Source organism: Paraflavitalea speifideaquila (assembly GCF_032395985.1).
Taxonomy (GTDB): domain Bacteria; phylum Bacteroidota; class Bacteroidia; order Chitinophagales; family Chitinophagaceae; genus Paraflavitalea; species Paraflavitalea speifideaquila.
The window spans coordinates 4,703,374-4,730,325 of record NZ_CP135920.1; the positions used below are offsets into that span (position 1 = coordinate 4,703,374).

At 46.8% G+C, this 26,952-nt stretch carries 32 protein-coding genes and 6 pseudogenes; 19 read left to right on the forward strand and 19 right to left on the reverse strand.

Going from position 1 to position 26,952, the window contains the following annotated elements:
* Nucleotides 1–324: 324 nt before the first annotated feature.
* The 9 genes and pseudogenes from RS881_RS60235 to RS881_RS32445 all read left to right on the forward strand — a co-directional run.
* Nucleotides 325–555 (forward strand): annotated as a pseudogene (locus RS881_RS60235) (TetR/AcrR family transcriptional regulator); the annotation flags it as partial.
* The gene (locus tag RS881_RS32410) at nucleotides 510–836 is read left to right on the forward strand and encodes a hypothetical protein (RefSeq protein WP_315814538.1); all 327 of its coding nucleotides are present in this window, start codon (nucleotides 510–512) and stop codon (nucleotides 834–836) included. The pseudogene RS881_RS60235 and the gene RS881_RS32410, both read left to right, overlap by 46 nt.
* A gap of 65 nt (nucleotides 837–901) precedes the next feature.
* Nucleotides 902–1,510 (forward strand): TetR/AcrR family transcriptional regulator, encoded by a 609-nt coding sequence (locus RS881_RS32415; protein WP_315814539.1) that lies wholly within the window; start codon nucleotides 902–904, stop codon nucleotides 1,508–1,510.
* Nucleotides 1,511–1,638: 128 nt separating this feature from the next.
* Nucleotides 1,639–2,274: a TolC family protein gene (locus RS881_RS32420; RefSeq protein ID WP_315814540.1), complete on the forward strand. Its 636-nt coding sequence runs from the start codon at nucleotides 1,639–1,641 to the stop codon at nucleotides 2,272–2,274.
* A 184-nt stretch (nucleotides 2,275–2,458) separates the two neighbouring features.
* Nucleotides 2,459–3,039 (forward strand): annotated as a pseudogene (locus tag RS881_RS32425) (TolC family protein).
* A gap of 237 nt (nucleotides 3,040–3,276) precedes the next feature.
* The gene (locus RS881_RS32430; protein WP_315814542.1) at nucleotides 3,277–3,606 is read left to right on the forward strand and encodes an efflux RND transporter periplasmic adaptor subunit; all 330 of its coding nucleotides are present in this window, start codon (nucleotides 3,277–3,279) and stop codon (nucleotides 3,604–3,606) included.
* Between the two features lie 44 nt (nucleotides 3,607–3,650).
* The gene (locus RS881_RS32435) at nucleotides 3,651–4,118 is read left to right on the forward strand and encodes an efflux RND transporter periplasmic adaptor subunit (RefSeq protein WP_315814543.1); all 468 of its coding nucleotides are present in this window, start codon (nucleotides 3,651–3,653) and stop codon (nucleotides 4,116–4,118) included.
* Between the two features lie 156 nt (nucleotides 4,119–4,274).
* On the forward strand, nucleotides 4,275–5,075 hold the full coding sequence (locus RS881_RS32440) for an efflux RND transporter permease subunit (RefSeq protein ID WP_315814544.1): 801 nt from the start codon (nucleotides 4,275–4,277) through the stop codon (nucleotides 5,073–5,075).
* Nucleotides 5,076–5,119: 44 nt separating this feature from the next.
* A pseudogene (locus RS881_RS32445) lies at nucleotides 5,120–7,383 on the forward strand (efflux RND transporter permease subunit).
* Between the two features lie 334 nt (nucleotides 7,384–7,717).
* Here the strand turns inward: RS881_RS32445 and RS881_RS32450 are convergent.
* Nucleotides 7,718–8,806 carry a zinc metalloprotease gene (locus RS881_RS32450; RefSeq protein WP_315814545.1) on the reverse strand — a complete coding sequence of 363 codons (1,089 nt, stop codon included), beginning with the start codon at nucleotides 8,804–8,806 and terminating at the stop codon, nucleotides 7,718–7,720.
* 184 nt (nucleotides 8,807–8,990) lie between these two features.
* On the opposite strand from RS881_RS32450, the gene RS881_RS32455 reads away from it, so the two are divergent.
* On the forward strand, nucleotides 8,991–9,629 hold the full coding sequence (locus RS881_RS32455; protein WP_315814546.1) for an HdeD family acid-resistance protein: 639 nt from the start codon (nucleotides 8,991–8,993) through the stop codon (nucleotides 9,627–9,629).
* A 63-nt stretch (nucleotides 9,630–9,692) separates the two neighbouring features.
* On the opposite strand, the pseudogene RS881_RS60240 reads toward RS881_RS32455, so the two are convergent.
* The 14 genes and pseudogenes from RS881_RS60240 to RS881_RS32525 all read right to left on the reverse strand — a co-directional run.
* Nucleotides 9,693–10,770, reverse strand: a pseudogene (locus RS881_RS60240) (porin); the annotation flags it as partial.
* A 17-nt stretch (nucleotides 10,771–10,787) separates the two neighbouring features.
* Nucleotides 10,788–10,976 (reverse strand): hypothetical protein, encoded by a 189-nt coding sequence (locus tag RS881_RS32465; protein WP_315814548.1) that lies wholly within the window; start codon nucleotides 10,974–10,976, stop codon nucleotides 10,788–10,790.
* A complete protein-coding gene (locus RS881_RS32470) occupies nucleotides 10,945–11,838 on the reverse strand; it encodes a type II asparaginase (RefSeq protein WP_315814549.1) in 894 nt (297 codons plus the stop codon). The genes RS881_RS32465 and RS881_RS32470 overlap by 32 nt, the downstream gene beginning before the upstream one ends.
* 37 nt (nucleotides 11,839–11,875) lie before the next feature.
* Nucleotides 11,876–12,229 (reverse strand): PLP-dependent aminotransferase family protein, encoded by a 354-nt coding sequence (locus RS881_RS32475; RefSeq protein ID WP_315814550.1) that lies wholly within the window; start codon nucleotides 12,227–12,229, stop codon nucleotides 11,876–11,878.
* Nucleotides 12,226–12,924 carry a bifunctional aspartate transaminase/aspartate 4-decarboxylase gene (locus RS881_RS32480; protein ID WP_315814551.1) on the reverse strand — a complete coding sequence of 233 codons (699 nt, stop codon included), beginning with the start codon at nucleotides 12,922–12,924 and terminating at the stop codon, nucleotides 12,226–12,228. Before RS881_RS32480 ends, RS881_RS32475 begins: the two co-directional genes overlap by 4 nt.
* Nucleotides 12,918–13,391: a PLP-dependent aminotransferase family protein gene (locus tag RS881_RS32485; protein WP_315814552.1), complete on the reverse strand. Its 474-nt coding sequence runs from the start codon at nucleotides 13,389–13,391 to the stop codon at nucleotides 12,918–12,920. Before RS881_RS32485 ends, RS881_RS32480 begins: the two co-directional genes overlap by 7 nt.
* 177 nt (nucleotides 13,392–13,568) lie before the next feature.
* A pseudogene (locus tag RS881_RS32490) lies at nucleotides 13,569–14,098 on the reverse strand (aspartate-alanine antiporter-like transporter).
* 7 nt (nucleotides 14,099–14,105) lie between these two features.
* Nucleotides 14,106–14,408: a hypothetical protein gene (locus RS881_RS32495; RefSeq protein WP_315814553.1), complete on the reverse strand. Its 303-nt coding sequence runs from the start codon at nucleotides 14,406–14,408 to the stop codon at nucleotides 14,106–14,108.
* A 68-nt stretch (nucleotides 14,409–14,476) separates the two neighbouring features.
* The gene (locus RS881_RS32500; protein WP_315814554.1) at nucleotides 14,477–15,265 is read right to left on the reverse strand and encodes an aspartate-alanine antiporter-like transporter; all 789 of its coding nucleotides are present in this window, start codon (nucleotides 15,263–15,265) and stop codon (nucleotides 14,477–14,479) included.
* 416 nt (nucleotides 15,266–15,681) lie between these two features.
* Nucleotides 15,682–15,849 (reverse strand): hypothetical protein, encoded by a 168-nt coding sequence (locus tag RS881_RS32505; protein ID WP_315814555.1) that lies wholly within the window; start codon nucleotides 15,847–15,849, stop codon nucleotides 15,682–15,684.
* 431 nt (nucleotides 15,850–16,280) lie between these two features.
* The gene (locus RS881_RS32510; protein ID WP_315814556.1) at nucleotides 16,281–16,613 is read right to left on the reverse strand and encodes a YegP family protein; all 333 of its coding nucleotides are present in this window, start codon (nucleotides 16,611–16,613) and stop codon (nucleotides 16,281–16,283) included.
* Nucleotides 16,614–16,808: 195 nt separating this feature from the next.
* Nucleotides 16,809–17,012, reverse strand: a complete 204-nt coding sequence (locus RS881_RS32515; protein ID WP_315814557.1) for a hypothetical protein — start codon at nucleotides 17,010–17,012, stop codon at nucleotides 16,809–16,811.
* Nucleotides 17,013–17,023: 11 nt separating this feature from the next.
* Nucleotides 17,024–17,191: a hypothetical protein gene (locus RS881_RS32520; protein ID WP_315814558.1), complete on the reverse strand. Its 168-nt coding sequence runs from the start codon at nucleotides 17,189–17,191 to the stop codon at nucleotides 17,024–17,026.
* Entirely contained in the window at nucleotides 17,161–17,775 is a 615-nt protein-coding gene (locus tag RS881_RS32525) for a DUF3887 domain-containing protein (RefSeq protein ID WP_315814559.1), read from the reverse strand. Before RS881_RS32525 ends, RS881_RS32520 begins: the two co-directional genes overlap by 31 nt.
* Before the next feature lie 217 nt (nucleotides 17,776–17,992).
* Between RS881_RS32525 and RS881_RS32530 the strand changes: the two genes are divergently transcribed.
* Nucleotides 17,993–18,919, forward strand: a complete 927-nt coding sequence (locus tag RS881_RS32530; protein ID WP_315814560.1) for a hypothetical protein — start codon at nucleotides 17,993–17,995, stop codon at nucleotides 18,917–18,919.
* Between the two features lie 28 nt (nucleotides 18,920–18,947).
* Nucleotides 18,948–20,449: pseudogene (locus RS881_RS32535) on the forward strand (heavy metal translocating P-type ATPase).
* Nucleotides 20,450–20,574: 125 nt separating this feature from the next.
* Here RS881_RS32535 and RS881_RS32540 read toward each other — a convergent pair.
* Nucleotides 20,575–21,540 carry a cell division protein ZipA C-terminal FtsZ-binding domain-containing protein gene (locus RS881_RS32540; protein ID WP_315814561.1) on the reverse strand — a complete coding sequence of 322 codons (966 nt, stop codon included), beginning with the start codon at nucleotides 21,538–21,540 and terminating at the stop codon, nucleotides 20,575–20,577.
* 468 nt (nucleotides 21,541–22,008) lie between these two features.
* Here RS881_RS32540 and RS881_RS32545 point away from each other — a divergent pair, with 468 nt between their 5' ends.
* The 4 genes from RS881_RS32545 (at nucleotide 22,009) to RS881_RS32560 (ending at nucleotide 24,329) form a co-directional block, all read left to right on the forward strand.
* On the forward strand, nucleotides 22,009–22,800 hold the full coding sequence (locus tag RS881_RS32545; protein ID WP_315814562.1) for a hypothetical protein: 792 nt from the start codon (nucleotides 22,009–22,011) through the stop codon (nucleotides 22,798–22,800).
* A 123-nt stretch (nucleotides 22,801–22,923) separates the two neighbouring features.
* Nucleotides 22,924–23,676 (forward strand): helix-turn-helix domain-containing protein, encoded by a 753-nt coding sequence (locus tag RS881_RS32550; protein ID WP_315814563.1) that lies wholly within the window; start codon nucleotides 22,924–22,926, stop codon nucleotides 23,674–23,676.
* A gap of 99 nt (nucleotides 23,677–23,775) precedes the next feature.
* Nucleotides 23,776–24,081: a dihydrofolate reductase family protein gene (locus tag RS881_RS32555; RefSeq protein ID WP_315814564.1), complete on the forward strand. Its 306-nt coding sequence runs from the start codon at nucleotides 23,776–23,778 to the stop codon at nucleotides 24,079–24,081.
* Complete coding sequence (locus tag RS881_RS32560) at nucleotides 24,081–24,329, forward strand: dihydrofolate reductase family protein (protein WP_315814565.1); 249 nt, start codon at nucleotides 24,081–24,083, stop codon at nucleotides 24,327–24,329. The genes RS881_RS32555 and RS881_RS32560 overlap by 1 nt, the downstream gene beginning before the upstream one ends.
* A 112-nt stretch (nucleotides 24,330–24,441) precedes the next feature.
* On the opposite strand, the gene RS881_RS32565 is transcribed toward RS881_RS32560, so the two are convergent.
* Genes RS881_RS32565 through RS881_RS32575 form a run of 3 tightly spaced genes read right to left on the reverse strand, consistent with a single transcriptional unit; the run spans nucleotide 24,442 to nucleotide 25,275 of the window.
* A complete protein-coding gene (locus RS881_RS32565; RefSeq protein WP_315814566.1) occupies nucleotides 24,442–24,741 on the reverse strand; it encodes an SRPBCC domain-containing protein in 300 nt (99 codons plus the stop codon).
* Nucleotides 24,726–24,950: an SRPBCC domain-containing protein gene (locus RS881_RS32570; protein ID WP_315814567.1), complete on the reverse strand. Its 225-nt coding sequence runs from the start codon at nucleotides 24,948–24,950 to the stop codon at nucleotides 24,726–24,728. Before RS881_RS32570 ends, RS881_RS32565 begins: the two co-directional genes overlap by 16 nt.
* Before the next feature lie 49 nt (nucleotides 24,951–24,999).
* Nucleotides 25,000–25,275, reverse strand: a complete 276-nt coding sequence (locus tag RS881_RS32575; protein WP_315814568.1) for an ArsR/SmtB family transcription factor — start codon at nucleotides 25,273–25,275, stop codon at nucleotides 25,000–25,002.
* A 168-nt stretch (nucleotides 25,276–25,443) separates the two neighbouring features.
* Between RS881_RS32575 and RS881_RS32580 the strand changes: the two genes are divergently transcribed.
* The 3 genes from RS881_RS32580 (at nucleotide 25,444) to RS881_RS32590 (ending at nucleotide 26,865) form a co-directional block, all read left to right on the forward strand.
* Nucleotides 25,444–25,890, forward strand: coding sequence for an NAD(P)-binding domain-containing protein (locus RS881_RS32580; RefSeq protein ID WP_315814569.1), 447 nt, complete (start codon nucleotides 25,444–25,446; stop codon nucleotides 25,888–25,890).
* The gene (locus RS881_RS32585) at nucleotides 25,887–26,294 is read left to right on the forward strand and encodes an imine reductase family protein (RefSeq protein ID WP_315814570.1); all 408 of its coding nucleotides are present in this window, start codon (nucleotides 25,887–25,889) and stop codon (nucleotides 26,292–26,294) included. The genes RS881_RS32580 and RS881_RS32585 overlap by 4 nt, the downstream gene beginning before the upstream one ends.
* Before the next feature lie 130 nt (nucleotides 26,295–26,424).
* A complete protein-coding gene (locus RS881_RS32590; RefSeq protein ID WP_315814571.1) occupies nucleotides 26,425–26,865 on the forward strand; it encodes a hypothetical protein in 441 nt (146 codons plus the stop codon).
* Nucleotides 26,866–26,952 lie beyond the last annotated feature (87 nt).

Here is a 26,952-nt window from a genome sequence, read left to right on the forward strand (position 1 = left end):
ATAGCCTCTTTTAGCCGCTAACACCCGGATCCATTGGACCCACCGGAAACTTTTGCCCAGCCAGAAGTTTCCGATATCCTTATGTGGAAAAGAATTTCCAGCGCCCCAATGCCTTGCAAAAGAAATAATTACAAGCCCGCCCGCCCGCCTTCACCAGATTTTAACATACCCGGAATTTGGAAATTCAACCACCGTGAGTACTTTTGTTTGACAATTTTGTCAAACTATATTGTCAATGGCAGTTAAAGACAGTCAAACCGAACAACAGATCAAGGATGCGGCACATAAGCTTTTTTTTTCGCCGAGGGGAGGTTCAATGCCACTACCCAGGAAATAGCCGACGCCGCCGGTGTAAACCGTACCCTGGTCAATTACTATTTCCGGTCGAGGGACCTGTTGTTTGATCAGATCTTGCAAGAGGCCCGCGTTACGATGGACCAGCGCCTGGACAATGCCATGAGTGCAGAGACCTCGTTCAAAAGAAAATTGAGCATTTCATTGACATCTTCATGGAACAAGCTTTTACCTATCCCTACCTGGACATTTATATGGTAACCCAGATCAACCAGGATGTGGAAAAGCAAAATGAGATCATCAATGACCTCAAAAAAGACAGACAGGCTGAAGAATTTCCTGCGCGATATCGAAGCAGAGATCAAAAAAGGCACCCTGGAGAAGATGGAGCCCGTACAGTTTGTGATCACCCTCATTTCCCTGCTTTCGCACCCCGTAGTGATGCAACCCCTTTTAAGAAGATCTTCAACTATTCTGATAAACAATACAAACAGGTATTGATTGCCAGGAAGGAGCTTATTTTAAAAATGCTGTTCAGGTAACAGCCTTTTTTATGCCCCTGTTTTGACAAAATTGTTAAACACCTTTATTAAATAGTTATGTTAAAATGAAAGAACAGATAGCAGAGAAAGCAGCGGTTCTATTTAGTCAGTTCAGCGTAAGGAGTATTACGATGGATGAAATAGCCAGTAGCATGGGTATTTCCAAGAAGACGCTGTATACCTGGTTTACCGATAAAAATGAACTGGTAGAGGCGGTATATGCCGTTCCCTTAAAAATAACCGAAATGGATTGCTCGGCCATTATTAAGCGGGCCACCAATGCCATCCAGGAGGTATTTCTGACATGGCAATCGCTGAAGAAAACCATTGGCACCATGAATGAAACCCTGCTGCATGACCTGCAGAAATACCACCATGCCGCCTTTGAACGGTATACCAGCTTCAAAAAGGAATTCTTATACGAACTATTACTTAAAAATATTAAACGCGGCCAGGAAGAACAACTGTACCGCAGTCAGATCATACCTGAATTGATAGCGGGTTACCAGGTATCTATTACCGGTATTCATACCCGGCAGGAACTCAACAAACAACAGTTGTGGCCACAAGCCACCATCAGTGAGCAACTGATCCTGCATTACCTGCATGGCATGGCCACCACCAAAGGCATACGGCTGATCGAAAAATACTTAAAAGAATTTCCAGAGTCATAAAGGAAACGAGGCATCAAGCCAGTCGCTATTCAAAGCTCTCAGCTCATGGCTCACAGCTCGAAGCTTTCTTCAAAACCACCAAACAGCAATAAACAGATGTATTTATGGATGTGAAAAACAAAAGCACAATGAAAAGGCTCACGCTAAGCCTGTTGATGATGACGGGGCTTTTCTGTGGCAGGGTACTGGCGCAAAGTACGTCTCCCGCCAGCGGGCCGCTACCGGCCAGCAACGGGGCAAACGCCTCCACCGAACTCACCTTGAAGGAGGCATTGAAATATGCCCTGCAAGCCAGCCAAACAGCGCGTAAAGCGCGCCTGGATATGGAGAATGGCAAATACCAGGTCGACGAGGTAAGAGCCCGTGCATTGCCACAGATCACCGGTAATGCGGCGCTTAACTATAACCCCATTTTGCAGTTAAGCGCCCTGCCCGGCGAATTGGCCGGCCAACCTGGCAAAACGCTGATGGTGCCCTTTGGTCAAAAATGGAACTCTACGGCAGGCGTATCGCTGTCACAAAACCTCTTTGACCAATCGGTATTCACCGGTTTAAAAGCCGCCAGGTCTACCCAGGAGTATTATAAGATCAATGCACAACTCACCGATGAGCAGTTAATAGAACAGGTAGCCACTACCTATTACCAGGTATTGGTACAGCGCCAAAAGATAGGCGTACTGGATACCACCATTTTTAACACCAGTAAGGTACAAACCATCATAAAGGACAATTTGCCAATGGATTGGCCAAGCAAATCGATGTAGACCGTATTGCGGTGAACATCTCGAACCTGCAAACGCAAAGGCAACAGTTATTGAATGCAGTAACGCAGTACGAAAACCAATTGAAATACGCCATGGGTATGCCCATCCAAAACCCCATCGCACTGCCCCGGTGGAATTTGCTGCTATCCAGCCGCAAACAGCCCCCTCGGGCGACACGCTCAATGTGAGCACACGGACAGAATACAGGCTATTGAAACAGCAGGAGTCTTTGCTGCAATTCCAGAAAGACGCCTATAAGGCCGAGTACTACCCCACCCTTTCGCTCAATGGCAACTATGCTTACCAGGGGCTGGGTAATAAAGTGCCCTGGTTCCAGAAAGGCAGTGCCGGGGTCAACTGGTTTGACTATGCCTCGGTGGGATTGAGCCTCAAGGTACCCATATTCAATGGAGGTGCCACCCGTGCGCGCATCCGGCAAGCCGATGTAAGCATCCGCAAACTACAGGAAGATATTTCCAATACCTCCCTTTCGCTGAACCTGCTGTATGAGAATGCCACAACACAGATCAACAACAGCATCATCATACTCAACAACCAGCGGGAGAATGTTCAACTGGCACAAAAGTATTTTTCAATACACAGAACAATTACAATAATGGACTGGCTACGCTGACGGACCTGCTGGATGCAGAGAATTCCCTCACCGAAGCACAGAACAACCATTCTGCCGCCCTCTTGGATTACCGGGTAGCAGAGATCCAGCTCATCAAAGCACAAGGCAACTTAAAATCATTATTAAACTAAGCAATTCACCCAGGATGAAAAAGACCAATAGTACGTACCATCATTACCATCGTTATCCTCACAGGGTCTATTGCCCTGATAGGATGGGTACTCAATAACAACAAAAAGAAGAATGCAGAAAAAACAGCCGTTGTAGCACAGGCCAATGGTGATATTGCCGTTCGCATAAGCCCGGTCCAAAAGCAATCGCTGGAGCTGGACTTTGGCGCCAATGGTAATTTCATACCCGGTCAGCAATTGAATTTTTCGGCCGAGAACTCGGGCCGGGTTACGCAAGTACTGGTTGATGAAGGCAGCGTGGTCACCAGGGGGCAAACGCTGGCCATCATCAAAACCGACCAGCTCAATGTAGACCTGGAAAGTGCACAAGCCAATTACCGCAATGCCCTGAAAGATAAAGCGCGTTATGAGAATGCTTTCAAAACCGGGGGTGTTACGCAGCAGCAATTAGACCAGGCCACCCTGACGCTCGACAATGCCGAAGCAAGGGTAGCACAAGCTAAAATAAAAATGGGCGATGCTTATATCCGCGCCTCTATCAATGGGGTGGTGAATAAAGGTATATAGAACCAGGCGCTGTTGTAGCCCCGGCTACTCAATTGTTTGAACTGGTGGACATCTCCCGGCTCAAATTACAGGTAACTGTCAACGAATCGCAGGTAGCCAATTTAAAGGTGGGCGATAAGGTACAAATTAAGGTGAGTGTATTCCCCGATAAGGAATTCACTGGTACAGTAAGCTTTATTGCAGCCAAGGCGGATAATACCCTTAGTTTCCCTATCGAAATTTCCTTAGCGGCCAATCCCGGCAACCAGGTAAAGGCAGGCATGTATGGAACAGCCATCTTTAATTTCCCCTCCCAGGCGCCTGCTATCATGATCCCCCGCTCGGCCTTTATTGGCAGCGTTAGCAGCAACCAGGTTTTTGTGATCAAGAGCGACAATACCGCTTCTTTGCGCAAGGTGGTGGCCGGCCGTGTACTGGGAAACAAAGTAGAAGTATTACAAGGTTTACAGGAAGGCGAAAATGTGATCACCAGCGGACAGATCAACCTCAATGAGGATCGCCGGTATCGGTAGTGAAGTAACCAGACCAAAGGTGAGTCACCCTGCAGCCCGGCAAGGCAGCGCGGCAGAGGGTGAGCCGCCCCCGATGGGCGACCCACCCTTAAGTCGCCTTCACCAGCCCTTCAACAAGCCTGACATTGACAAGGAAGTACATTTAAAAATTGATTCATGAAACTTGCAGAAATATCGATCAAACGTCCTACCCTGGTGATCGTACTGTTTACAGTACTGATACTGGGTGGATTGTTAAGTTATAAATCACTGAACTATGAGTTGCTGCCCAAGTTTGCACCATCCGTAGTATCCATTACCACGGTGTATCCCGGCGCCTCACCCAGTGAAGTAGAGAATACGGTATCGAAGAAGATAGAAGATGCCGTATCGTCCATGGAAAACATCAAAAAATTAGAGACCAAATCATTCGAGAGCTTATCCATCATTACCATCACCCTGAACAGTGGTACGGATGTAGACTATTCACTGAATGACGCACAGCGTAAGGTGAATGCCATCCTGAAGGACCTGCCGGAAGATGTGGCCCCGCCCTCGCTCAATAAGTTCTCGCTCGACGACCTGCCCATCATGACCTTATCGGCCACGGGCAAGATGGAAGAAGCCGCTTTCTTTGACCTGATGGACAAACGTATTGCGCCCGTATTATCCCGCGTGCAGGGTGTGGCTCAGGTAAACCTCATCGGTGGTCAGGAACGCGAAATACAGGTGAATATAGATGCTACCCGCCTGCAGGGCTTTGGCCTCTCCCTGTTGCAGGTGCAGCAAGCCATCCTGGCGTCCAACCTCGACTTCCCAACAGGTAGTGTACAAACGCGTGAGCAGGATATCCTGATCCGTCTGGCAGGCAAGTACAAAACGGTGGATGAACTGCGCAACCTGGTCGTTTTAAATAAGAATGGCGTACAGGTTCGCCTGAAAGATGTAGCCGATGTGCAGGATGTACAAAAGATGTAGAGAAACTGGCCCGTGTGAACCAGCAGGCATCCATTGCCCTGCAGGTGATCAAACAATCGGATGCCAATGCCGTATCGGTGAGTGAACAGATCACAGCCAGCATTCAAAAATTACAAAAAGACTATGCCAGTGCGGGCTTGAAGATCGATATCGCCAATGATAGTTCAGTATATACCCTGCAATCGGCCGATGCGGTGATCCATGACCTGATACTGGCCATCATACTGGTAGCCTTTGTGATGTTGTTCTTTTGCACAGCATCCGCAATGCCCTTATTGTGATGGTAGCCATCCCGGCATCGCTGATCGCCACCTTTATTGGCATGGCCTTATTGGGTTATTCACTCAACCTGATGTCCTTACTGGCTCTTTCGCTGGTAGTGGGTATCCTGGTAGATGATGCCATTGTGGTATTGGAAAATATTTACCGGCATATGGAAATGGGCAAGAACCGGGTACGGGCAGCTTACGACGCTACCAAGGAGATCGGGTTTACCGTTACCTCCATTACCCTGGTCATTGTGGTCGTATTCATTCCCATCGCTTTGAGTACCGGCCTGGCAGCAGATATCCTGAAACAGTTTTGTGTTACGGTATCCATTGCCACCCTCCTGTCCTTGTTATCGTCCTTTACCATCGTACCCTGGTTGTCGAGCCGTTTTGGAAAACTGGAAGTGATCACCGGCAAAACTTTCTTTGGTAAGATCATTGTAGGATTTGAAAAAGGATTGCACCGCTTTACCAACTGGATCACCGGCATCCTCAAATGGTGCCTGGGTCATAAGAAAACTACGTTGGGCGCCATGCTTATATTATTCATTGGCTCCTTCTACCTGGTAGGCGCTGGTTATATCGGTGCAGAGTTCTTTGCCAAAACCGATCGGGGCGAATTCCTGGTGCAAATTGAAATGCCCAAGGATGCTTCCATTGAGCAAACAAATGCGATGACACGCCGGGCCGAGGAGTTCCTGAAAACAAAGAAAGAAGTAACCAAACTCATCACCATCATTGGCCAAAGCAGTGATGGTATGGGCGCCTCCCAATCCACCGCTTACAAAGCGGAGATCGACGTACAATTGGTACCCAAGACCGAACGGGCAGACGAGGCCAATATCTATGCCGTGAAAACGAAACGGGAGCTGGAAAAGATATTGATCGGCGCCAAAGTAAAAACCGTGCCCGTAAGTATCCTGGGTACGGCCGAACAAGCCCCCCTGGCGTTGGTGGTAACCGGTCCGGAGCTGGACAGCGTAATGCGTTTTGCCAATGCCGCCATGGCCGAACTGAAGAAAATACCGGGCGCCACGGAAATGCGTTTGTCGGTAGAAGCGGGTAACCCCGAGATCAGTGTACAGGTAGACCGTGACAAGATGGCCGCGCTGGGCTTATCCCTCAGTACTGTGGGTAGTACCATGCAAACTGCCTTCAGTGGTAATACCGATGGCAAGTTCCGCCAGGGCGAATATGAATATGATATCAATATCCGGTATGAAAAGTTCAACCGTCAAAATATTACCGATGTAAGCAACCTCCTGTTCATCAACGACCAGGGACAGCAGGTAAGGCTGTTGCAGTTTGCCACCGTGAAAGAAGGTTCTGGCCCCAGCCAATTGGAGCGCCGCGATAAAAGTACTTCCGTCACCATACAGGCCCAAAGTGTAGGCCGTCCTTCCGGTACCGTAGCCGCCGAATGGCAGGTTATGTTCGATAAATTACCCCGCCCTGTAGGCGTAGGTTATGTGTGGAGTGGTGATATGGAAAACCAGAGCGAAGGTTTTGGCTCCATGGGTATTGCCCTGCTGGCCGCCATTGTATTGGTATACCTTATCATGGTGGCGTTGTACAATAGCTTTGTATATCCTTTTGTCGTATTGTTCTCTATTCCGCTGGCCATTATTGGCGCCTTCCTCGCACTGGCGCTTACCAACAACTCCTTAAACCTGTTCACCATCCTGGGTTTGATCATGTTGATTGGCCTGGTAGCCAAAAATGCCATTATCCTGGTGGATTTTACCAACCAGCGTAAAGCAGAAGGAGCCAGTACCTACCAGGCGCTCATTGATGCCAACCATGCCCGTTTACGGCCCATTCTCATGACCACCATCGCCATGGTGATCGGGATGTTGCCCATTGCCCTGGCCAAAGGCGCAGGCGCCGAGTGGAAAAATGGCCTGGCCTGGGTTATCATTGGCGGTTTGATCAGTTCCCTCTTCCTCACCCTGGTAGTAGTACCCGTAATGTATGCCATCTTCGATAAGATCGTGAACAGGTTGAACCGAGGTAAAAAACAAAAGATGTCAACGAATTAATGACGGAAGATTATGTGCCGCAAGAAGTGCACGAAGGGGAGTTTAGTCCGTCGCATATTTAGGAGAGGCGGGAAGGCGAAATAGTCCGAAAGTCGGTAAAGTCAGAAAGACGGAAAGTCAGTAAAGTCCGAAAGTCGGTAAGGTCAGAAAGACGGAAAGTCGGGAAGTCCGAAAGTCGGTAAGAAATATACTAATCACGGTCTTGCTTTCGGACTTCCCGACTTACGGACTTCATTATTCTAAACCAGCAGCATTAATTACGTCGCCGTCTTTCTTTCGGACTTCCCGTCTTCCCGACTTCCCGACTTCCCGACTTACGGACTTACGGACTTCATTATTCTAAACCAGCAGCATTACAAATGCAGGAAATGGTCTCAACCGCCGCGGTAGTTATCGCCCAGGTTGGGATCATTTTCTTTTTTGACTTCCCGGTACAATGCTTGTACAACTGGTGCCTTCCACCACCCGTGAAAAATGTTTTACGCATCCTTTCCCGCTGGCCCCTGGTAAACAGGTACATGGCATCATCATCCACATAATCCATAAAATTCATGAACATATTGCTATGCCCGCAGGAGTTTTGCGGATAGGTGGGATGGCCCATATAGCGGGTACCCGTGCTGGGTGTATCATCCACATAATCCGTGGAGCTGCAATTGTCGGTATTACCAAATATATGTAGCAGGTTGAACCAGTGGCCTGTTTCATGTGTAGCCGTACGGCCCAACTCATGGCCCTGGCTCAAGGGTGGCTGGGTACCAAAAGCGCGGGGATCGATGACCACCGCATCAATACGCGCATCGGCGCCAGGGTAACTGGAATAACCAGCCAATCCCAATTTGCCTTGCCGGTCCGACATTCCGGCCACATAGATATTCAAGTAACGGTCTGAGGGCCAGGCATCGCTGCCGCCTTTGGCGGTATGAAAAAGATCGAGGTCTTCTACTGGTATCGTACCGGAAGGGTTGTTGCCACTCCAGCCATCCACCTGGGTGGAGACCCTGATAATGCCATCCGTAGGATTGCCCCTGGGGTCCTTGGTGGCCAGCACAAATTCAATTCCCACGTCAGCTACCCGATCAGTAAACTCGGCGGGTGTTTTAGACACGTCAGCATTCTTTTTACGAAAATCCTCATTCAGCACCGTTAGTTGTGTTTGTATCTTCTGATCAGAAATATTGAAGGCAGCATTACTGTATAACACATGCACTACAACGGGTATGCGTACAATTTCATCATCGGGGATGGAGGTTATGGGTGGAGGTTCCGGGTCCGGGTCGTGACCGGGCTTCCTGCAGCTCCCTATAGCCAGGGCCAGCAAAAATGGAAGGGCTACTTGATAAAAGCGGAGGCAGTTGTTTTGAGGCATCTTTACGAAGGTATAAAAACAAATGATGACTAACAGATGCCCCCTACGCTGCATCCCATCTATTTTTATATGGCATAATCATATAAACATGGTATTATATATTTTATTAACTTTAGCCGTTATTCATCTGCTCCTGCCATCTGAAACGATCGCTTTTTCATCCCCTACTCCTGCCATACTACCCCTATAACCATCATCCGTAGTACTGGTATTTTAACCATCATCAAAAACAGTTACTATGAGTCCGATCTTCACACAGTATTGGTGGATTTTCCTCTTAAGAGGGTTATTTGCGATTATCCTGGGCATCATTGCCTTATCAATGCCCGGCATTACCTTTACGACCCTGGTCATATTCCTGGGCGCTTATATGTTCATTGATGGTATATTTTCGGTGGCTGCAGCCATCAGTGGCCGGAAAACCATGGAGTATTGGGGCTGGGTGCTCACCATTGGTATATTGAGTATCCTGGCAGGTATTGTGACCTTTATGAATCCTTTTGTAACAGGCGCAGCGTTGCTGTACCTGGTTGCCTTTTGGGCCATACTGGTAGGTATCCTTGAAATTGTAGTGGCCATCCGCCTGCGCAAGGTCATCAGCGGCGAGGGCTGGTATATACTGGCAGGTATACTGGGTATTATTTTTGGCATATTGATCCTGCTAAATCCTATTGCAGGCGCCATCACCATTACCCTGATATTTGGATTCTATGCCCTCGTATTCGGCTTTATACTCATTTCCTTTGCCATGCGTTTGAGACGCAGGCATAAAGAAGCTATCCGGAAACACTACCCCTCTGCTACCCCCGCACGCATTGACCAGCCTTTGATCCAACCCCTCCCCCTTTTGTTTACAATATATGTATCGGCGAAATAAAACCCAGTGATATAACGCCTGTATTACCATTGAGGCGCCAAACTTACTCCTGGCATAATCCGAATACCGGTATACCCTGCCTACATAGTTCACAAATAATTTGAGGTTGAGCCCCTTGAAGGGGAAATACTCCACCGTAGGGATAAATCCCCAGGCCGTACGCAGCTTCTTGTTCTTATTGGGATCGGGATTGCCATCCCAACTGGCAAAATCTACCATCCCAACGGCCGATACGTTGACCTTACCTATCCTATAATCCGCCTTCAACCAATGGCTCATATACATTACATCCTGGTTAGCCGGCTGGGTATTATTGGGATCTGTAATGCCCGATACGATCCCCTTGCGATCAAGTTCTTCCGTGCTGTATTTAAAGTCATAGGCCAATTGAAACCTGTTGAGCGAAAGTTGGTTGCCCAGGGCGATATAGTGCATGTAGGTAGACCGTGCTTCCTTAAAGATGCTATAAGACCATATAGTACTTAGCTTACCGCCGAACAAATTACCCCGCCAATTGGCCACCGCTGCAATGGGAAACTTGGCTTCGGTGATATCTGGTACAGCGCCATATAATTCGGAGAAGGTACGGGTACGGGAATTGAGGGCCTGGAAACTGAAAGCATGATTTTCACTGGCCTGCACCTGCACCCCATACCCAGCAAAAATTGTCCGAATTGTCTACAATATCCGAATACTGGTAAATATCAATGGGGTTCAGGTCAAACTCAATACCTCCCCAATCGGCACAAAGCTTACCCACCGTAAAACTCAGTTTGTCAGTGGCATTCACCTGTATAAAAGCAAGGTCGGTAGACCGGCTCATATTATCTTCCGACTGGGGTTCCGCTTCCCGGGTGTACCGGTCTCTGAACCGGAAATAAACCCGGTCATGTATCTTTCCCTTGATCTCCAGCCTGAACTGGTTCATGACAAAATGGCCCCGCGTGTAATCACCATCTACAAATTCATTGCGAAGAGAGCTTTGCATATTGGCGATGACATCAATATTGCTTAGCAATTTTTGTTTGGCTTCCGGTATCAGCGGATGGTTCACTGCAAAACTATCTTCTTGTTTTTGGTTTTGCGCCATTGATGAATAACCGATCATCAACAGCCATGTACATACAATGGCTATCCTCATAAGTAGGATTGTTTAGATTAGTATTCAAAGAAATAATCCTGGAGTTTATTTTTATCTTTCGTTTGCGTGAGCCCGAGCATCAGTAAGATCCTTGCCTTTTGCGGATTGAGGTCATCACTTACAATCGTACCCAGTTTAGCATCATCCGTTTCGTCGTGCAATACTACCCGGCCACTATGCACGCGGGTAGAGCGACATACGATCACTCCTTTTAACAGCAGCAGTAACGGCATCCGTATTGGCTTTATTGAGGTTGCCATTGCCCAGGCCACCAGTAATAATGCCATCGTAGCCTTCTGCAGCGTATGCGTTGATCGCTGTACCGGGAGCATCGGCAAACAATTCTACAACGGCTACCCGGGGCAGTTTGGTGAGGCCTGTAATATCGAAAGGGGTTTGTTTATTGGCTTTTCGTTGCGCTTTTAAATAATAGATCACTTTGCCATCATATACCTGGCCCAGCGGTGCGCCATTGGGAGCCGTAAATCCATTTACCTTGGTCGTACTGGTCTTTACCGCATCCCTGCCATCAAAGATGGATTCATTAAAGGAGATCAATACACCCCTCCCTTTGGAATAAGGGCTGGCAGCTACCGTTACAGCATCGTACAGGTTCTTGGGACCATCTGCGCTGATGGCCGTAGCAGGCCGCATAGAACCGGTCAATACAACGGGAAGATCATACCGTACGGTGAGGTTTAAAAAATAAGCAGTTTCTTCCTGTGTATCCGTACCGTGGGTGATCACAATACCATCGGCCTCCTTGTTCTTAAATATCTCATTGATCCTTTTATTGAGTTTGATCCAAATATCCACCGACATATCCTGGCTGCCTACATTGGCCACCTGCTCTCCGGATATCCTGGCCACTTTTTCAATACCCGGCACAGCGGCTATCAGGTCCTGGATGGGCAATTCACCTGCTTTATAGGCGCTGCGGTCGGCAGATGCTCCCGTACCGGCAATGGTACCACCGGTAGCCAGGATCACAATGTGCGGAAGATTGTTTTGTGCAAAAGTGGATGCCATCAAAACGATGGCCAATAAGGCAAGCTTGAGTTTTTTCATAACCTATACATTTAATGATGATTAGTTGAAAGGATGATTATTTCCTGCCTTCACCGGCTTTCCAGCTGGCGGCATATTCTTTCATGATCATAGTAATGCTTTGGCCAATGGTCTTATACATTTCCGTTGGCAGGTTGGCCAGCGATACCCGGATCGACCACTCGGGCCCATCAAATCCGCCGCCATTCAATAGTACTACGCCAGCTTTTTCGGCCAGCCGGAACAGGATATCTACCGGTTCAAAATTCATCATCAGCCAACTGTTGAAACTATCGCCATATACTTTGCGGCCCCATACCAGGATATCGATCTCGGTATAGTAACCGGCATTAAGCGGATCGGAGATCAAGGGTATCTGTAATTCTTTCCACAGCAGTTTCAGCCTTTTCAATACCAACTGTTGGGTGAGTTTTTATACTTATCGCGTTTATCCAGGAGGGCAAACGCTGAAAACAACATCATTTGCATCTGTTGGGGCAACGACAAACCAGCCGTATGGTTGAGAGCTACCTGGCGACTATCGGCCACCATTCGATCAATGAACAGCAGGGATTCTGGTTCCAACGTAATGGTGCCATATCGTTTATTCAATACCTTTCGCTGGTTGGGTGGCAGCTTGGCAATAAAGGTGTCGAAGATATTATCCTCATGGATAGCAATTACGCCCAGGCGCCAGCCGGTACAGCCAAAATATTTGGAGAAGGAATACACACCAATGGTATTTTCAGGAATTACCGACATAAGCGACCTGAAACCAGGTACAAACGTACCATACACATCATCCGTCACAATGGCCAGGTTGGGATTGTGCTTGCGTATGATCTGCACAATTTTTTTGAGCGCATTGGGATGAATAGCGGCAGAAGGCGGATTGCTGGGGTTTACCACAAAGAGGATCTTCACCGCAGGGTCTTTCAGTTTATCCAGCTCACTGTCAGGATATTGCCAGGTATGCCTCCCCTCGCGGTTCATGGAAGAGGCATTGATCTTTACTACATTGAATTCATACCGTTCTAATTCTGGTATTTCAATATATGGGGTAAAGGTGGGCACCATCAGGGCAATGGTATCTCTTTTCTTTACCATAAAATTTTGCATGAGCGAGTCAAAAGATAACACATGGCAGCCGTACCGCCTTCTACTGCAAATAGTTTGTACTTCTTCTTAGGCGGTATCCCGTCGCACATTTCCTGTACGAGGTAATCGTGTACGATCACTTCGGGATGTACCAGCATTCTGTCGGGCACCGGATACTGATCACCTATAATACCTTCAGCCATTTCGTGCACCCAGCTATCCGGATCAAAACCATGTTGTTTGATCCCATATTTATACAGGCTGCCCAGCAGTTCAATGCCGGGAGCTTTCTTATTAGCGCTCAAAAACTTCTCAAAGCGCTGTGCAATCCCTTTTTTTTTCGGGTATACCTGCCAGTCCACCGGGTATATAGTCAGTACGCTTACATTCTTCCAGTCCAAATAAACCCAGGGTAAAAAAGCCTCCCGGGGTATAGTGGCCACCCAGTTGGGATTACCCCTGCCGGCATTGAGCATAACTGTAGCATTTTTTTGGTTTCTTCTTTTGCCAGGTCGATCAGTGTATTCTTTAATTCAAATGGGCTCAATTGTAGCAATTCCTGTTCCTGCTGGCGGGAGGTTTTTATTTTTGATAGTTTGGCCATTGCGGTAAGATTTAAACAAACATTAAATAGTATGGAGTTTGGATACAGATTAATGGGTGAGTAATACGATCACGACACCCCAGATGATGAGTAAGGTGTTGCCTACGGCATAGGTAACCGTATAACCCAGGGCGGGAGTTTTACTGCCGATAGCATCCTGGATAGCGCCCAGGGCGGCAGTGGTAGTGCGGGCGCCGGCTGTACAGCCCAGGGTTAAGGCAGGATGGAACTTGAATAGATACCTGCCCATGAGCACGCCTGTCAACAGGGGCCTATGGTAGCTACAGCACCTGCCACAAATAATCCCCAACCTGCTTGTTTAAACCCTTCTATAAAGCTGGGGCCGGCCGTAATACCTACCACGGCAATGAACATATTGAGCCCTACATTATTCATCATCCATAAAGCGGATTCAGGGATACGGCCAAAAGTGGGATGCCGGGACCGCAGCCACCCAAAGAACAGGCCGGCGATCAGGGCGCCGCCACTGGTACTTAGGCTTAGGGGCACGCCGCCAATATGAAAAGTAAGCGCCCCCACCAGTCCGCCAATAACAATACCCAACCCTACAAATAACATATCCGTTTTATTGGTTGCCCGGTCGGGATAACCTATTTCGGCAGCACCTTTTTCTACCGCTTTTGGTACCTACCAGTTCCAGTACATCGCCCCGGTCAATCACCGTATCAGGCAATACCGGTACGGAGATATCCGCTTTTTTAATTTCACGTATAAAGGCGCCATGCATAAAATCCTTTTGCCGTAGTTCATTTACAGTTATTCCGCCGATGGTTCCTTTACTCACCAATACCGGTAGTACTTCAGCCGGAAAATGGAGCAATTCGCCATCATTGACTTCGGGACCTACCCAATTTTCTTCCCCCATCATGTTTTCACGACGCCCGCTTAGTACGATCTCATCGCCCTTGCGAACAACTGTCTGGAGGTTGGCTTCTGCTACCTTCTTTGCTGCCGTACCCTTTCAACAAACAGGCGCACATTTTTATCCAGCAGGTAGGCTTCCACTTCCTGTACCGTCCGGCCATTTGCAAACCAATCATTGGTTATCCGGTAGGCACGGAAGGATACAATGGGATTGGCAGCAATAAAACCGGGTTCATCAAACTCACCGCCACTGCCCATACTGGCTTCCAGCTCTTTGCTCTTTTGCCGCACAGTTTCCAGTCCACCCAGTAATTTGGGGCCGATGCTGGCCAGGAACCAGGCCGAACCGGCTGTACCAAACAAGTAAGTAACCGCATAACAAACGGGGATGGCATTGATCATGGAAGATTTGGCAGCGGCCTCGATATTCAAATTGTTGATCGTATCACTGGCTACGCCTATGACGGCCGAGATGGTTTGAGCGCCTGCCAGTAAACCGGCAGCCTGCCCGGCATTGTACCCCATGACTTTGGCACAGATCCACGGAAATACCAGGCACATCACACATACAATGGCGGCAAAGATCATTTGCGGGATGCCATCTTTTTTAAGGCCACGGAAAAACTGCGGGCCTACACTGTATCCTACGGCAAAAAGAAACATCAGGAAAAACACAGATTTCACATTGGGGGAAATGGCAATGTCCATCTGACCGATCAATACGCCCATTAATAAAACGGCCGTAACCGTGCCCAGGGAGAATTTACCCAGCTTGAGGGGGCCAATAAAAAAGCCCAGTGCGATCGTAAGAAAAACAGCCAATTCAGGGTATGTTCGGAATACATGTACAAACCATTGCATGGTGGAATATTTAGTTTAAACTATCAGGAAATGCATGATCAGGAAAGAACATCGTCCCTTTCCTGCAAGGGCGCATGAGGGGGAACCAGGCCGGCAACAACCGATCAATAGAATACAGCTATGCACCATAAGATTAAATTATAGTAATACAACCCTATTATGGACACGCTACTAACCAATAAGAGCAGGAATGAGACGAGCTTGTTGAACTAAAACTAACCAGAAGGCCAGCACAGTTGAACAATGAAAGTTAGCAAATCGTATTTCTATCGGAAAGGATGGAGGGGTGGTTAAATAAAAGGTAGAATAAATATAATAAAATTATCAATCCCAATTACATAGGAGCAGTAATTAAATTCAGTAAGATGCACGGAATCGTAAATTGGATATTACATTTCATAGCTAAATACTACTGGTTACGGCAATAACCCTTCCGCACATACCCAGGCTGCATACCTGCGCAGTAAGAAAGAGGGTTTATTTAATTTATTGCTCGTCTTCATTTTACCATGCAAGTACACTTTATACATAAATAAAGCACCTGCAATTAATACAAATATTGGCGCAACCTCAATTATTGTCATGTAACTACTTTTTAATTACGGGATCTGTTACCCATCGATATGTAAACTCCCCTGGCTTGCGATACAATTCATGCCTGTTGCTTATATGAATTGCTGCAAATTAGACAGAGCCCTGGCCTTAAAGAACAGACTCTCTTTTGATCAGATGCTCATCGAAAAGCGAGTACAATGGGAGCAGGTAGTTGAATCTTACCTTAATCTTGAAGGCAATAATCATGCATCGAGATCCTTCTTTGTCAAAATAAGCAGATTCACTAGTAGCTGCTCTCCTTTATATTGTACCAAGAGGAATTGAAATTTTACTGGAGGTGGTGCGGTGGCTGCTGATGGCGCACTTTTAATTGTATCAGGAAGGAATAAAAAAGCCAGGCTTTGTTTAATCTTATTTACACCAAGCCTGGCTTTATATCAAACTATATACAGATAGCTGTTTATACAGTCGTGTCTTCCACGGTGGCATCCGGCGCATTGCTTTTTACGGAGGCAATGCCATTGTCACGTGCCGATTCGCTTTCATACATTTCGCTGGTGCCAATTACCTGACCATTGGTAGCCTTGAGGTTGAAATAAGGCTTGCTGTTGGAGGAGGTTTTCTTTTCATACTTGCTGTCTTCCTGTGAATTGGTACGTACCGATTCAATACCATTGTTGCAATTGCCCTTGCTGCTATACCCTTCACTGGCCAGTATGGTTTGCCCATTACCTGCTTTCAGTACAAACTGGAATTCGCCATTGGTTCTTTTAGAGATAACAAATTTGCCCATAATAATGTTTTTTAAGATGAAGAAATACCATGGTCAGTTCAGGATCGGGGGCAATTGTGGCTGGGATCTTAATGCAGGATACCGAACAACCAGGAAGGAGGCCATCAGTACCTATTCCAAATGTATTGAATTCTACCATACATTCAAAAATTTAGCGCCCTGCTTACGCTTCTACCTACCAAAGAAAGGTATTTATTATTTCGATGGTTTGATATGTTCTCCCTGCACCGGCGAATAGTCGGTTTTTACCTGCCCATTGACCAATAGGGTATCGAAGAAGCACTTGACGCCCATCCCCCCATTCAGGTCTTTTACATGCTGTATATGGAAATGGATATGCGCTTCGGACGAATTGCCCGAATTACCACAAAGACCCAATAGCTGACCTTGTTTTACCAATTGCCCTTCTTTTACCTTAACCGTATGCTGCTTAAAATGGGCAAAAACAGGAACTCCTTGTTGGCTGTTTTAATAACAACCGCATTGCCCAGTACCTGGGCAGGGTTCATCTCGCCAGGTACATTGTCTTTTACCCCATCCACCACCATCACGATCTCGCCATCACAGGGAGCCAGCACTTCCTTGCCAAAGGCATAGTAATCCTCATTGCTTTTGCCATTTGTTTTAAATGTACTCCCCTTTGCATCCTTAACCAGGAGATCAAAAGCATTTTTTGTGCCTTACTTGTCACATGATAGTTTTGGCTTTCCGTATCCCCTCCCCACACTACCGTCCATTCGTCTTTAAATGGCAGCAACATTTTTGTGGTATTGCGTTTTAGAAAGGCCACCGTTTCATCTACATAAGGATTAAACCTCAATCCATTAATAAGGGAATTGTTGTCCAGCGAAATGACGAGAGAAAAAAGCGTACGCTCGAAAGTAGTTTTGTAGATGGCATAGGTAGCTGTGGACTTGGTAAGTTCACGACTTGTAATTTTTCCTGCACTGGCTTTCAGACCGGTTAAAACATCCCTGACCTTCTCAATGGGCAAGGCCTTTTTCATATTGTCATCAAACAACGCAAAAATGCTATCCGGCTGGTCACGATTATAAAAGTCCGTAAACTTGTCGGTTACCACTTTAATATTTTCGCTCTCCGACTGGGCAAAGCTGCTGGTCATACAAAATGATAAAATAAGGATAAAGAAAAACTGTTTCATGTATTGGTGGTTATATTTTCGTTTTTACTTTAGTAGCAGGCACGGCCTATATATTACAAAACGCTCCTGGTTAATTGGCATTAATAAGTTACCCCGCTCAAAGCAGGCATGTATGATGAAAGTTTAATATTTTTAGGGGCCCTTACAGGAAAGCCCTGCACCTGACTGTATTTAATTGATGGTCGATTGATTCGCTGATATAAACCAATAATCTGTCATGGAAAAACTACAGATCGAGCTAAGTATATTGCTACCCGGCATACCCGATGAGCGCGATCATTGCGTACAACGTATCATTACCCTGTTGGAAAACAGGAAAGGAATTGACCGCGTACATGTGGTGCACGAAGGCGATCCCTCCAAAGCCCATCTGTGTTTCCATTACGATCCCGAAATCATCAGCATAGAAACCATCCAACAAAAGGCCCGCCAGGCCGGGGCCGATCTGGCAGCCCAATTTGGGCACCTGCTGGTGGATGTAGAAGGCATCAGGCATGTCAGGCATGCCCGGTACATCGAATCCCAATTGAACAAAGCAAAAGGCGTATTGGATGCAGCTGTAGCCGGGTCGGGGGTGATCAGTATTGAATTTGACCTGCAGCTTACCAACCGGGAAAGCATCCTGCAAGCTATCCGCAAAGAGGGCTTACGCATCAGGCAGGATATGGAACAGCCCGCACCAAACGGGAAAGAAAAAGAGCCTGATCACTCCGCAGGCAATGGACATGAATATGGAGGCCTGTTTGGCAAAAACACCGAACTTATCTTTAGCCTCCTTTGTGGCCTGCTGTTGGGCCTGGGTTATGGCCTTGCCTTTATTGCCGGCTTGCCCGGCTGGGTGCCCCTGATCTGCTATGTGGGCAGTTATTTTTTTGGCGGCTTTTATGTTACCAAAGAAGCATTGGAAGCGGTGGTGAAAGGAGCATTTGAGATCGACTTCCTCATGCTGGTAGCGGCCATTGGTGCAGCCATCCTGGGCGAATGGGCCGAAGGCGCTTTGTTGTTATTCCTCTTCAGCATGGGCCATGCGCTGGAACATTATGCCATGAACAAAGCCCGCAAATCTATTGAAGCCCTATCGGGCCTCGCCCCCAAAACAGCCCTTGTAAAAAAAAGGCGATCAAACCAAAGAGGTAGCCATTGATCAACTGCAGGTGGGTGATATTATTATCGTGAAACCCCATTCCAAGATCGCGGCCGATGGCGTCATTGTACAAGGAAGCAGTGATATCAACCAGGCGCCTATTACCGGCGAAAGCATTCCCGTAGAGAAAACAGCCATCGCACCCGATGGGTTCAACATCAGCAAGGCCGATAAGGTAGATAACAGTTACCGTGTATTTGCCGGCTCCATCAATGGCAATGGCTCACTGGAAGTACAGGTGAGCAAATTATCAAGCGATTCTACTATTGCCCGGCTGGTGAAAATGGTCAATGAAGCACAAACCCAGAAATCGCCCACCCAGCATTTCACCGATAAATTTGAAAAGATCTTCGTTCCAGCCGTACTCCTGTTGGTGGTACTATTGTGTTTTGCTTACCTTGTCATTGATGAACCCTTTAGCATAAGTTTTTACCGCGCCATGTCAGTACTGGTGGCGTCCAGTCCCTGTGCCCTGGCCATTTCCACACCCAGTGCCGTATTAAGCGGTGTAGCGCGCGCCGCCCGGGCCGGGGTACTCATTAAAGGAGGCAAACCCCTGGAAGACCTGGGTACGCTTACCGCGATGGCCTTTGACAAAACAGGTACCTTAACCGAAGGCAAACCCAAACTAACACAGATAAAGGCTTTGAATGGCTTTACAGAGGAAGAGTTATTACAAGCCGCAGTAGCCGTAGAAGCCCTTAGCGACCATCCCCTGGCAGCCGCCATAGTACGGGATGGGCAGGCGCGACTGGGCGCCAGGACAGTTCCCCCAGCCCATTCACTGGAAGCCGTACAAGGCATGGGCATCAAGGCTTCTTTGGAAAAAAGCTCCGTTTATGTGGGCAACCTCAAATTGTTTGAATCACTAGACGAAGTAAAACCCGAGGCCGCCCTGGTGCAGGCTGTAATCCAACTGGAAAAAGAAGGCAATACCACCATGGTGGTGCGCAAAGACAACCAATACATGGGCATCATCGGGGTGATGGATACCCCCGGCCCGAAGCCCGGCAAACCCTGCAGGCCCTCAAGCAGGTGGGTATCCGGCGTATGATCATGCTAACGGGCGATAATCAGCAGGTAGCCGAAGCCGTAGCCTTGCAAACCGGCCTTACCGAAGCCTGGGGTAGCTTACTGCCCGAGCAAAAAGTAGATGCCATTAAAAAACTGGTGCAGGATGAGCACCAGGTAGCCATGGTAGGTGATGGGGTGAATGATGCGCCAGCCATGGCCAATAGTACCGTAGGCATTGCCATGGGAGCTGCCGGATCGGATGTGGCATTGGAAACAGCTGATATCGCTTTGATGGACGATAAACTAACCTTGCTGCCCTTTGCCATTGGGCTTAGCAGGAAGGCCAGGGGCATCATTAAGCAAAACCTCATCATTAGCCTGGGTATGGTAGCCATCCTGATCCCCCTCACCATATTGGGCATTGCCACCCTGGGCCCGGCTGTGATGGCGCACGAAGGCTCTACCCTGGTAGTGGTATTCAATGCCCTGCGCCTGCTGGCTTATAAGCAGGAGTAAATGAATTTACCAGGTCATTAAAGCTTTTGTTGATCCGGGAATGATACCCTTTTGTTGCATTCCATTGACGATAGCAACCAACTGCGCCCGCTCCTTTTCTACATCAAAGGCTTGATCGTTACGGTCTAATAAGGTCCCCCCAAATAATGCTGGCAATATTTTACCGCATGAAACATGATCTCAAAAACGTTTTTAGGGTCGGCACTCCTTGGAATGGAAAAGCCAAACACCAGGTCATGGGGATTCATATTACCTGCTTTAACTTCTTCGGGGAAAAAATATCCTGGATTGGTGGTTGTCCATACACTGAAATGTTGATCATTCCCATAATTAGATTCATAATTATTCCAATGAAACAAATCACCATCTCCCCACACCAGCCCTACGTTTTGTAAGACATCCCATGCTTGCATCCCATTGAATGCCTGATCGCTTTGTAAAACAATGATAATATCCCTGTTAAACTCGTGGTGCAGCTGCACCAATCCTATTGCTTTTGAGAGCGCGCTGTCTACAGATTCCTGTTCCTTATACCTAAGTTTGCCAGGATATTTTTTTATTCGTTTTTCCAGTTCAACAGTGTACCTGGTAAGCTTGTCAGGATCGTAGGTCCCTTGATCTTTACTGTATACATCCTGAAAATTAATGGCTAGTTGGATCTTGGTAAATTCCTTGGGCGCATTACCTGCAAAAGCATAAGTCCACCTATTGTCCACGGCAGAAATCCCAAATATGGTTGAATCGAATTGGTCGCGCCATTGAAAGTCAAACATATTTAGCAGGTCCTGTTGCTTAAATTGGCCGCCATCAACCAATACGAGATCAATGATCCAATCCCTATCCGGATCAGCCTTGTACTCTATCCGTTCATCTTCAAAACCGTCTGTTGGTATATCGAGCTTTGCCTCTTCCAGGATACCGGCCACGTTTTCTGATGGCTGGGAGAGCCCCAATGCCTTAATCCTTTCATTGCTTTGTCCCTGCGTTGAAATATAAATCCCTTCAAACTGAGACTTCGGTTTTGGCTTAAACACAAATCGGGAAAGAATACCAAGAACAACCAGGGCAATAACAATAATCAGGTAGATCATATTGAACGTTGAAAAGGATTAGGTAGATATATTCCACACCATAGCTACGCAACAGTTACTAAAATAATTTATATTTTTAATGTCGTTACCAATAATCAGAGAATACCGGCAAAAATAGCAACTGCGCACACCCTGAAAGGAGACTCTTCTACCATTAGCTATTCAGCCACAAGTGCATACAAAGAACCTCCGGCAAAGCACCTATATGGATCAGCTATAGTTGAAGCATGGATAATTACCTGTAGACTAATAGCTTGTAGTAGGATACACCATAGATACACCATAGATACACCATATATACACCATTTATAGACCATTGTTACACCAATAATGGGAAATATGGTGTATCCCTTTAAGCTTACATACCATTATCCTTATTTTAATCTTTATTTACTTGTCATATCAATCTAAAACCGTTGGTATTCCGTATATAAACTACGGTAGAGCTAACTTTTAAAACTTACCATTATGGCAAAGGTCATTGCCGGCATCGGTACCGGTATAATAGGCACCCTTGATGAACTCTCCTTTTACCGAATGAAGGGAGTAGATAAAACCATTGTGCGCAGAAAAGGCGGGCATACCAAGGAGAAAGTGAAAAACATGCCCGGGGTAAAGAAAGCGATCAGCGAATTCAGTGGAAGAAGCACGGCCAGTAAATATCTGCGTAGTGCGTTGTGTACCCAGGTCAATCTGGCTGGCCGCAACCTGGCAGGAACGATCAATGCCCTGATGCTACCCGTACAGGAAAATGATCAAGCAGCACCATTCGGTAAGCGAAACATCAACCTTTCCAGTTGTCCGCATATCCTCACCGGGTTTTCGCTCAACAAAACCGATATTTTTGATAGCATAGTCCGGTATCCCCTCTCCTGGTCATTGCAGAAAGAAACAGGAACGGCCACTGTCCATTTACCAGAACTGGTGCCAGGACTTAGCCTGGTGAGCCAGGAAACGCATCCCTATTACAGATTTAAAGTGACCCTTGGTGTAATGCCCGATCTGAAATGGACAAAATCCATGTATATGCCAGTGGTGATGAAGTACCAGTATGGGGCTATTGAAACCCATAGCACCTGGTATCCCTTGCTGGAAGGGTCACCCGCCCTGGACCTTTCTGTAATCAGGCCCGACCTTCCCGCGGGTGATCAATATACGCTGGTACTTACGGTGGGTATCTGTTATGGCATTGTGCAGGGAACCAATCATATTGCACAGGCGCCCAATGCGGGAAGTGCAAAGATTTTGGAGGTGGTGTAGAGCCTGAAATTGCTTTCGTAACGTTCATTCCATTTGCCAATAATTTTATTGGCACAAATACTTGCCAACATTTTTATTGGCAACCGCATTTGTTGTTTAAGCCCGAAAAAAATAACTTGTGTTGTGAAAACGCAGGTCATCATAGCGCCTCCCTCCATTGCCCGGTATGTAAGCCATATCCTGGTGATTGAAAATGACCACCACCTGCACCCTGATTTTGAACTGCCACTTTTTGCCAATGGCTACCCCTCCCTCGTATTTCATACCGTGACCGCACAAAAGCAAGATCAATCCATTGGCAACCTCACGCTTTATGGACAATTGGTAAAACCGGATGCACTATCCCTGCAGGGCGATTTTATGCTGATTGCCTATTTATTTTATCCCTATGCCCTGCCCGCCTTATTTGGTATGGCCGCCCATGAATTGACAGACGGCTATATGGACATGGCTTTTCAGCAACAAGCCAGGGCTATTTCGCTGGAAGCACAGCTGATGGACCAGTCCTCTTTAGAGGAACGCCTTACCCTGTTAGATCAGTTTATTTTGCAATGTTCCCTTCCCGCTACTACCAATAGAAAGATCGTATTTGCCACCCAGGCTATTCTTACAAATAACACGGCTGATTCGCTGATCACCATACAAAAGGAGTTGAATGTATCCGAACGCACCTTCCAACGCTTGTTCGAAACGCATATAGGCATCACGCCTCGCCTGTTTAGCCGCATCTGCCAATTCAATGCCGCCTTCCAACAATTAAATCAACACCAGTTTGCCAAACTGAGTGATGTAGCTTATGAGCATGATTTTGCCGATCAAAGTCATTTTATCCGCACCTTCAAAGAGTTTACCGGGCTTACCCCAAGGAATATTTAGCCAAGCTGGCCCCATATAATCCCAAATTCTAATTTATTGACGGGTTCATTCTATTTCGTCCCATCAGGCAGGCGCAACTTTGTGGTAAATATGATTACCATGAAAAAGTTAATTGTCTCCGAATGGATCTCTTTAGATGGTGTTTTTAATTCAGCTACGATGGACCAATGGTTCAATCCCTATCACAGTGATAGCCGGGCTAAGTATATACAGGATATAATTGCGGACTGCGATACCATGTTGTATGGCCGCCACACATACGAGATGCTGTATGGTTATTGGTCGCCCCTGAAGAACAATGAAATGGGGGTTGCTGATAAACTGAATCAGGTTAAGAAATACGTGGTATCGGCCAACTTAAAAAAGCCTCATGGGAAAAATCCACGATCATTAAGAAAGACGTAATGGAAACAATTGCCGCACTAAAGCAGGGTGCAGGCGGCAATATACTGGTACAGGGCAGTGCTACCCTGGTAAAAGGGTTATTGGAAGCAGGTTTGATAGACGAATTAAAGATCCTGATCAATCCATATATGATGGGCACTTCAGCGGGCAGGCTGTTTGATGGTATGCAAGGCGCATTGGAATTGATCAGCGTGCAGTCATTGGATAAAGGTGTGATCAGCACAGTTTACAAACCCATTGACCGGTAATAAAATGCAGGCTAATAAAGGAAAGTAAGAGAAGTGGTCTGCCAGTAATCACCCAAAGCAAACGCACTCCTCTTTTGCTTTCCTTTTACTCATTCAATAGGTTAGCTCCATCTTACTTACTGGCCAGGTATTCCACCAACCTTTCCATAGAGGCAGTAAGGCCGCCTTTGAAGCTCGCTTTGTTTTCCAGGAAGCTTTCCACTTCGGCCGGGCTGGCTTGCAGCGGATAGCTATTATTGGTAACCGTGGTTTTACCGCCCTTTTCCGTCAACGTAAATTCATTGCGTATATACATCGGCCAGTTGTCAAAAAAGGGCGCGCGGGTAAGACCTGCCTGTTCATTGGAAAAAGAAAGGGTGATCTCCAGGTACTCAGGTTGCCGGATGGCGCCATACATCAGTTTGGCCCACATAACCGTATCGTCTTTTTCCATTTTAAAAGGCAAGTACCATTGGTACGGAAATCAAATTGCGTAATGGTCATGGTAAAGCCCACCGGCCCCCACCACTGGGCCAGGGCATTGGCATCAGTAAAAGCACCAAAGACCAATTCACGGGGAGCATTGAACTCCTTGGAAACCGTTAGTACGGCTTCTTTACTTTTTAGTGTTGCGTTTTCCATTTGCTTTTTGTTTTGCATGTTATCTAAATATTTTTCGAGGGCATTGAAGTTATCCGTCCAGAACTGTTTGTATTGGTTTTACCCAGGTAGACACTTCCTGCAATTGTTTCAGTTGGGCTTCGCAATAACGTTCACGCCCTTGTTGTTTAATGATGATTAAACCACATTCTTCCAGGATCTTCACGTGCAGGGATACAGCCTGCCTGGTTACGTTAAACTTTTCTGCTATCGCATTGAGGTGTAAGGGCTGTTGAGCTACCATGCCGATGATCTGCCTCCTGGTAGGATCGGCAATTGCCTGGAATACGTCGCGCCTGATCTCCATAATATGCAAGTATTTGCTTGCAAATATATGCGCAAGCATTTACTTGCGCAAATAATTGTCCCGTTATTTTTGAAAAAGCCCTGCCGGCACCGGGTTCTAGTGGGCGAAACCTCCTGTATCATTTTAGGAGTCAGTATTTTAAATATCTTTAAGAAAAAGAAAAAGATTATGAGAGCATTTCTGGGTATGGGCCTCCTGGGGGCCAATTTTGTAAAAGCGCTGCGTAAGAAAGGTGTTGAGGTCAATGTATGGAACCGCACAGGGGCCAAGGCTACGGCCCTGGAAGCAGAAGGCGCCAAAGCATTCAGCGATGTAGCAGCAGCCGTTAGCGGAGCAGAGATCATACATATCACGCTCAAGGACGATGCTTCGGTGGATGAAGTGCTGGCCAACGCCAGTGCAGGTTTTAAGAAAGGAGTTATCATTATTGATCATACTACTACATCAGCTCAAGGCGCCATTGAAAGAACAGCCAACTGGAAAGAAAAAGGCTTTACCTATTTGCACGCACCTGTATTCATGGGGCCGGCCAATGCTTTAGACAGCAGTGGGTATATGTTGGTATCGGGCGATCAGGTAGTGATCGGTCAACTCACCCTACCCTTTCGGCGATGACAGGTCAACTCATCAATTTAGGCGATCAGGAAGGCAAGGCTGCCGGCATGAAACTGATGGGCAATTGTTTCCTGGTGACCTTTACAGCAGGACTGGCCGATACCTTGTCGTTGGCCAAAGCATTACAAATACCCATCAAGGATATAGCCGCTTTATTTGATCTGTGGAATCCCGGCGCTATGCTACCCGCCCGCCTGAAAAGAATGAGTGCCGGCAGTTATGACAAACCTTCCTGGGAATTGAATATGGCACGCAAGGACACGCAATTGTTCTTAGATGCCGCTGCCGCAGCAAACACACCACTGGCCATCGTACCCGCAATTGCCGCCGAAATGGACCGCTGGATTGCCAGGGGTCATGGTAATGAAGACTGGACGGTGATTGGTAAAGAGGCGGTTTCGTAAGCTGAAATAATAAACAATTTTATAATGAAAGCCCTGTTTCGTAAAAGCGGAATGGGGCTTGTACTATTCAGAACTTTATACTTTCTTCATGTAAGATTCCATTTTATTATACCCTCCACCCAGACTATCTATGAGAAAACTAGTTTATATCTTTCTATTTGGCATTTCGTCTTTGGTTGCTCAATCTCAAAGCATTGTCAATAATAGTTTTTATCCGGACATAGATGATTTTAATACAATAGATACATTGATTGGCAAGAACAAAATCTCTTATGTCGAGATATACAGCTGTTCAGCTCCCAGATCAAAAACAGACTCTTGCGCCTTAGTTACTAAAATAAATTATGACTCAAAAGGCAGGATGATAAAGCTGATAAAAGGATCTGATCTTTTAAAAGGAAAAACAGACTACAAGGTGCAATTTGATAAAATATCCGACACGTTATTTCAAGGTATTGCCTGGTATCCGGCAAACTCCACCATGATACCAGATGACATATTCATTGATACATTAGTTAGGGGAAGCGCCAAAAAATGTGCTTATACACAAAAGACCATGACGGGAATATAGTTATCAGGTCTCTATACCACGTCAATAATGCCCTTGCCAATGTGTTTGAAACAAAAAAATAGATCGACTTGATCTGACTGGAAAATG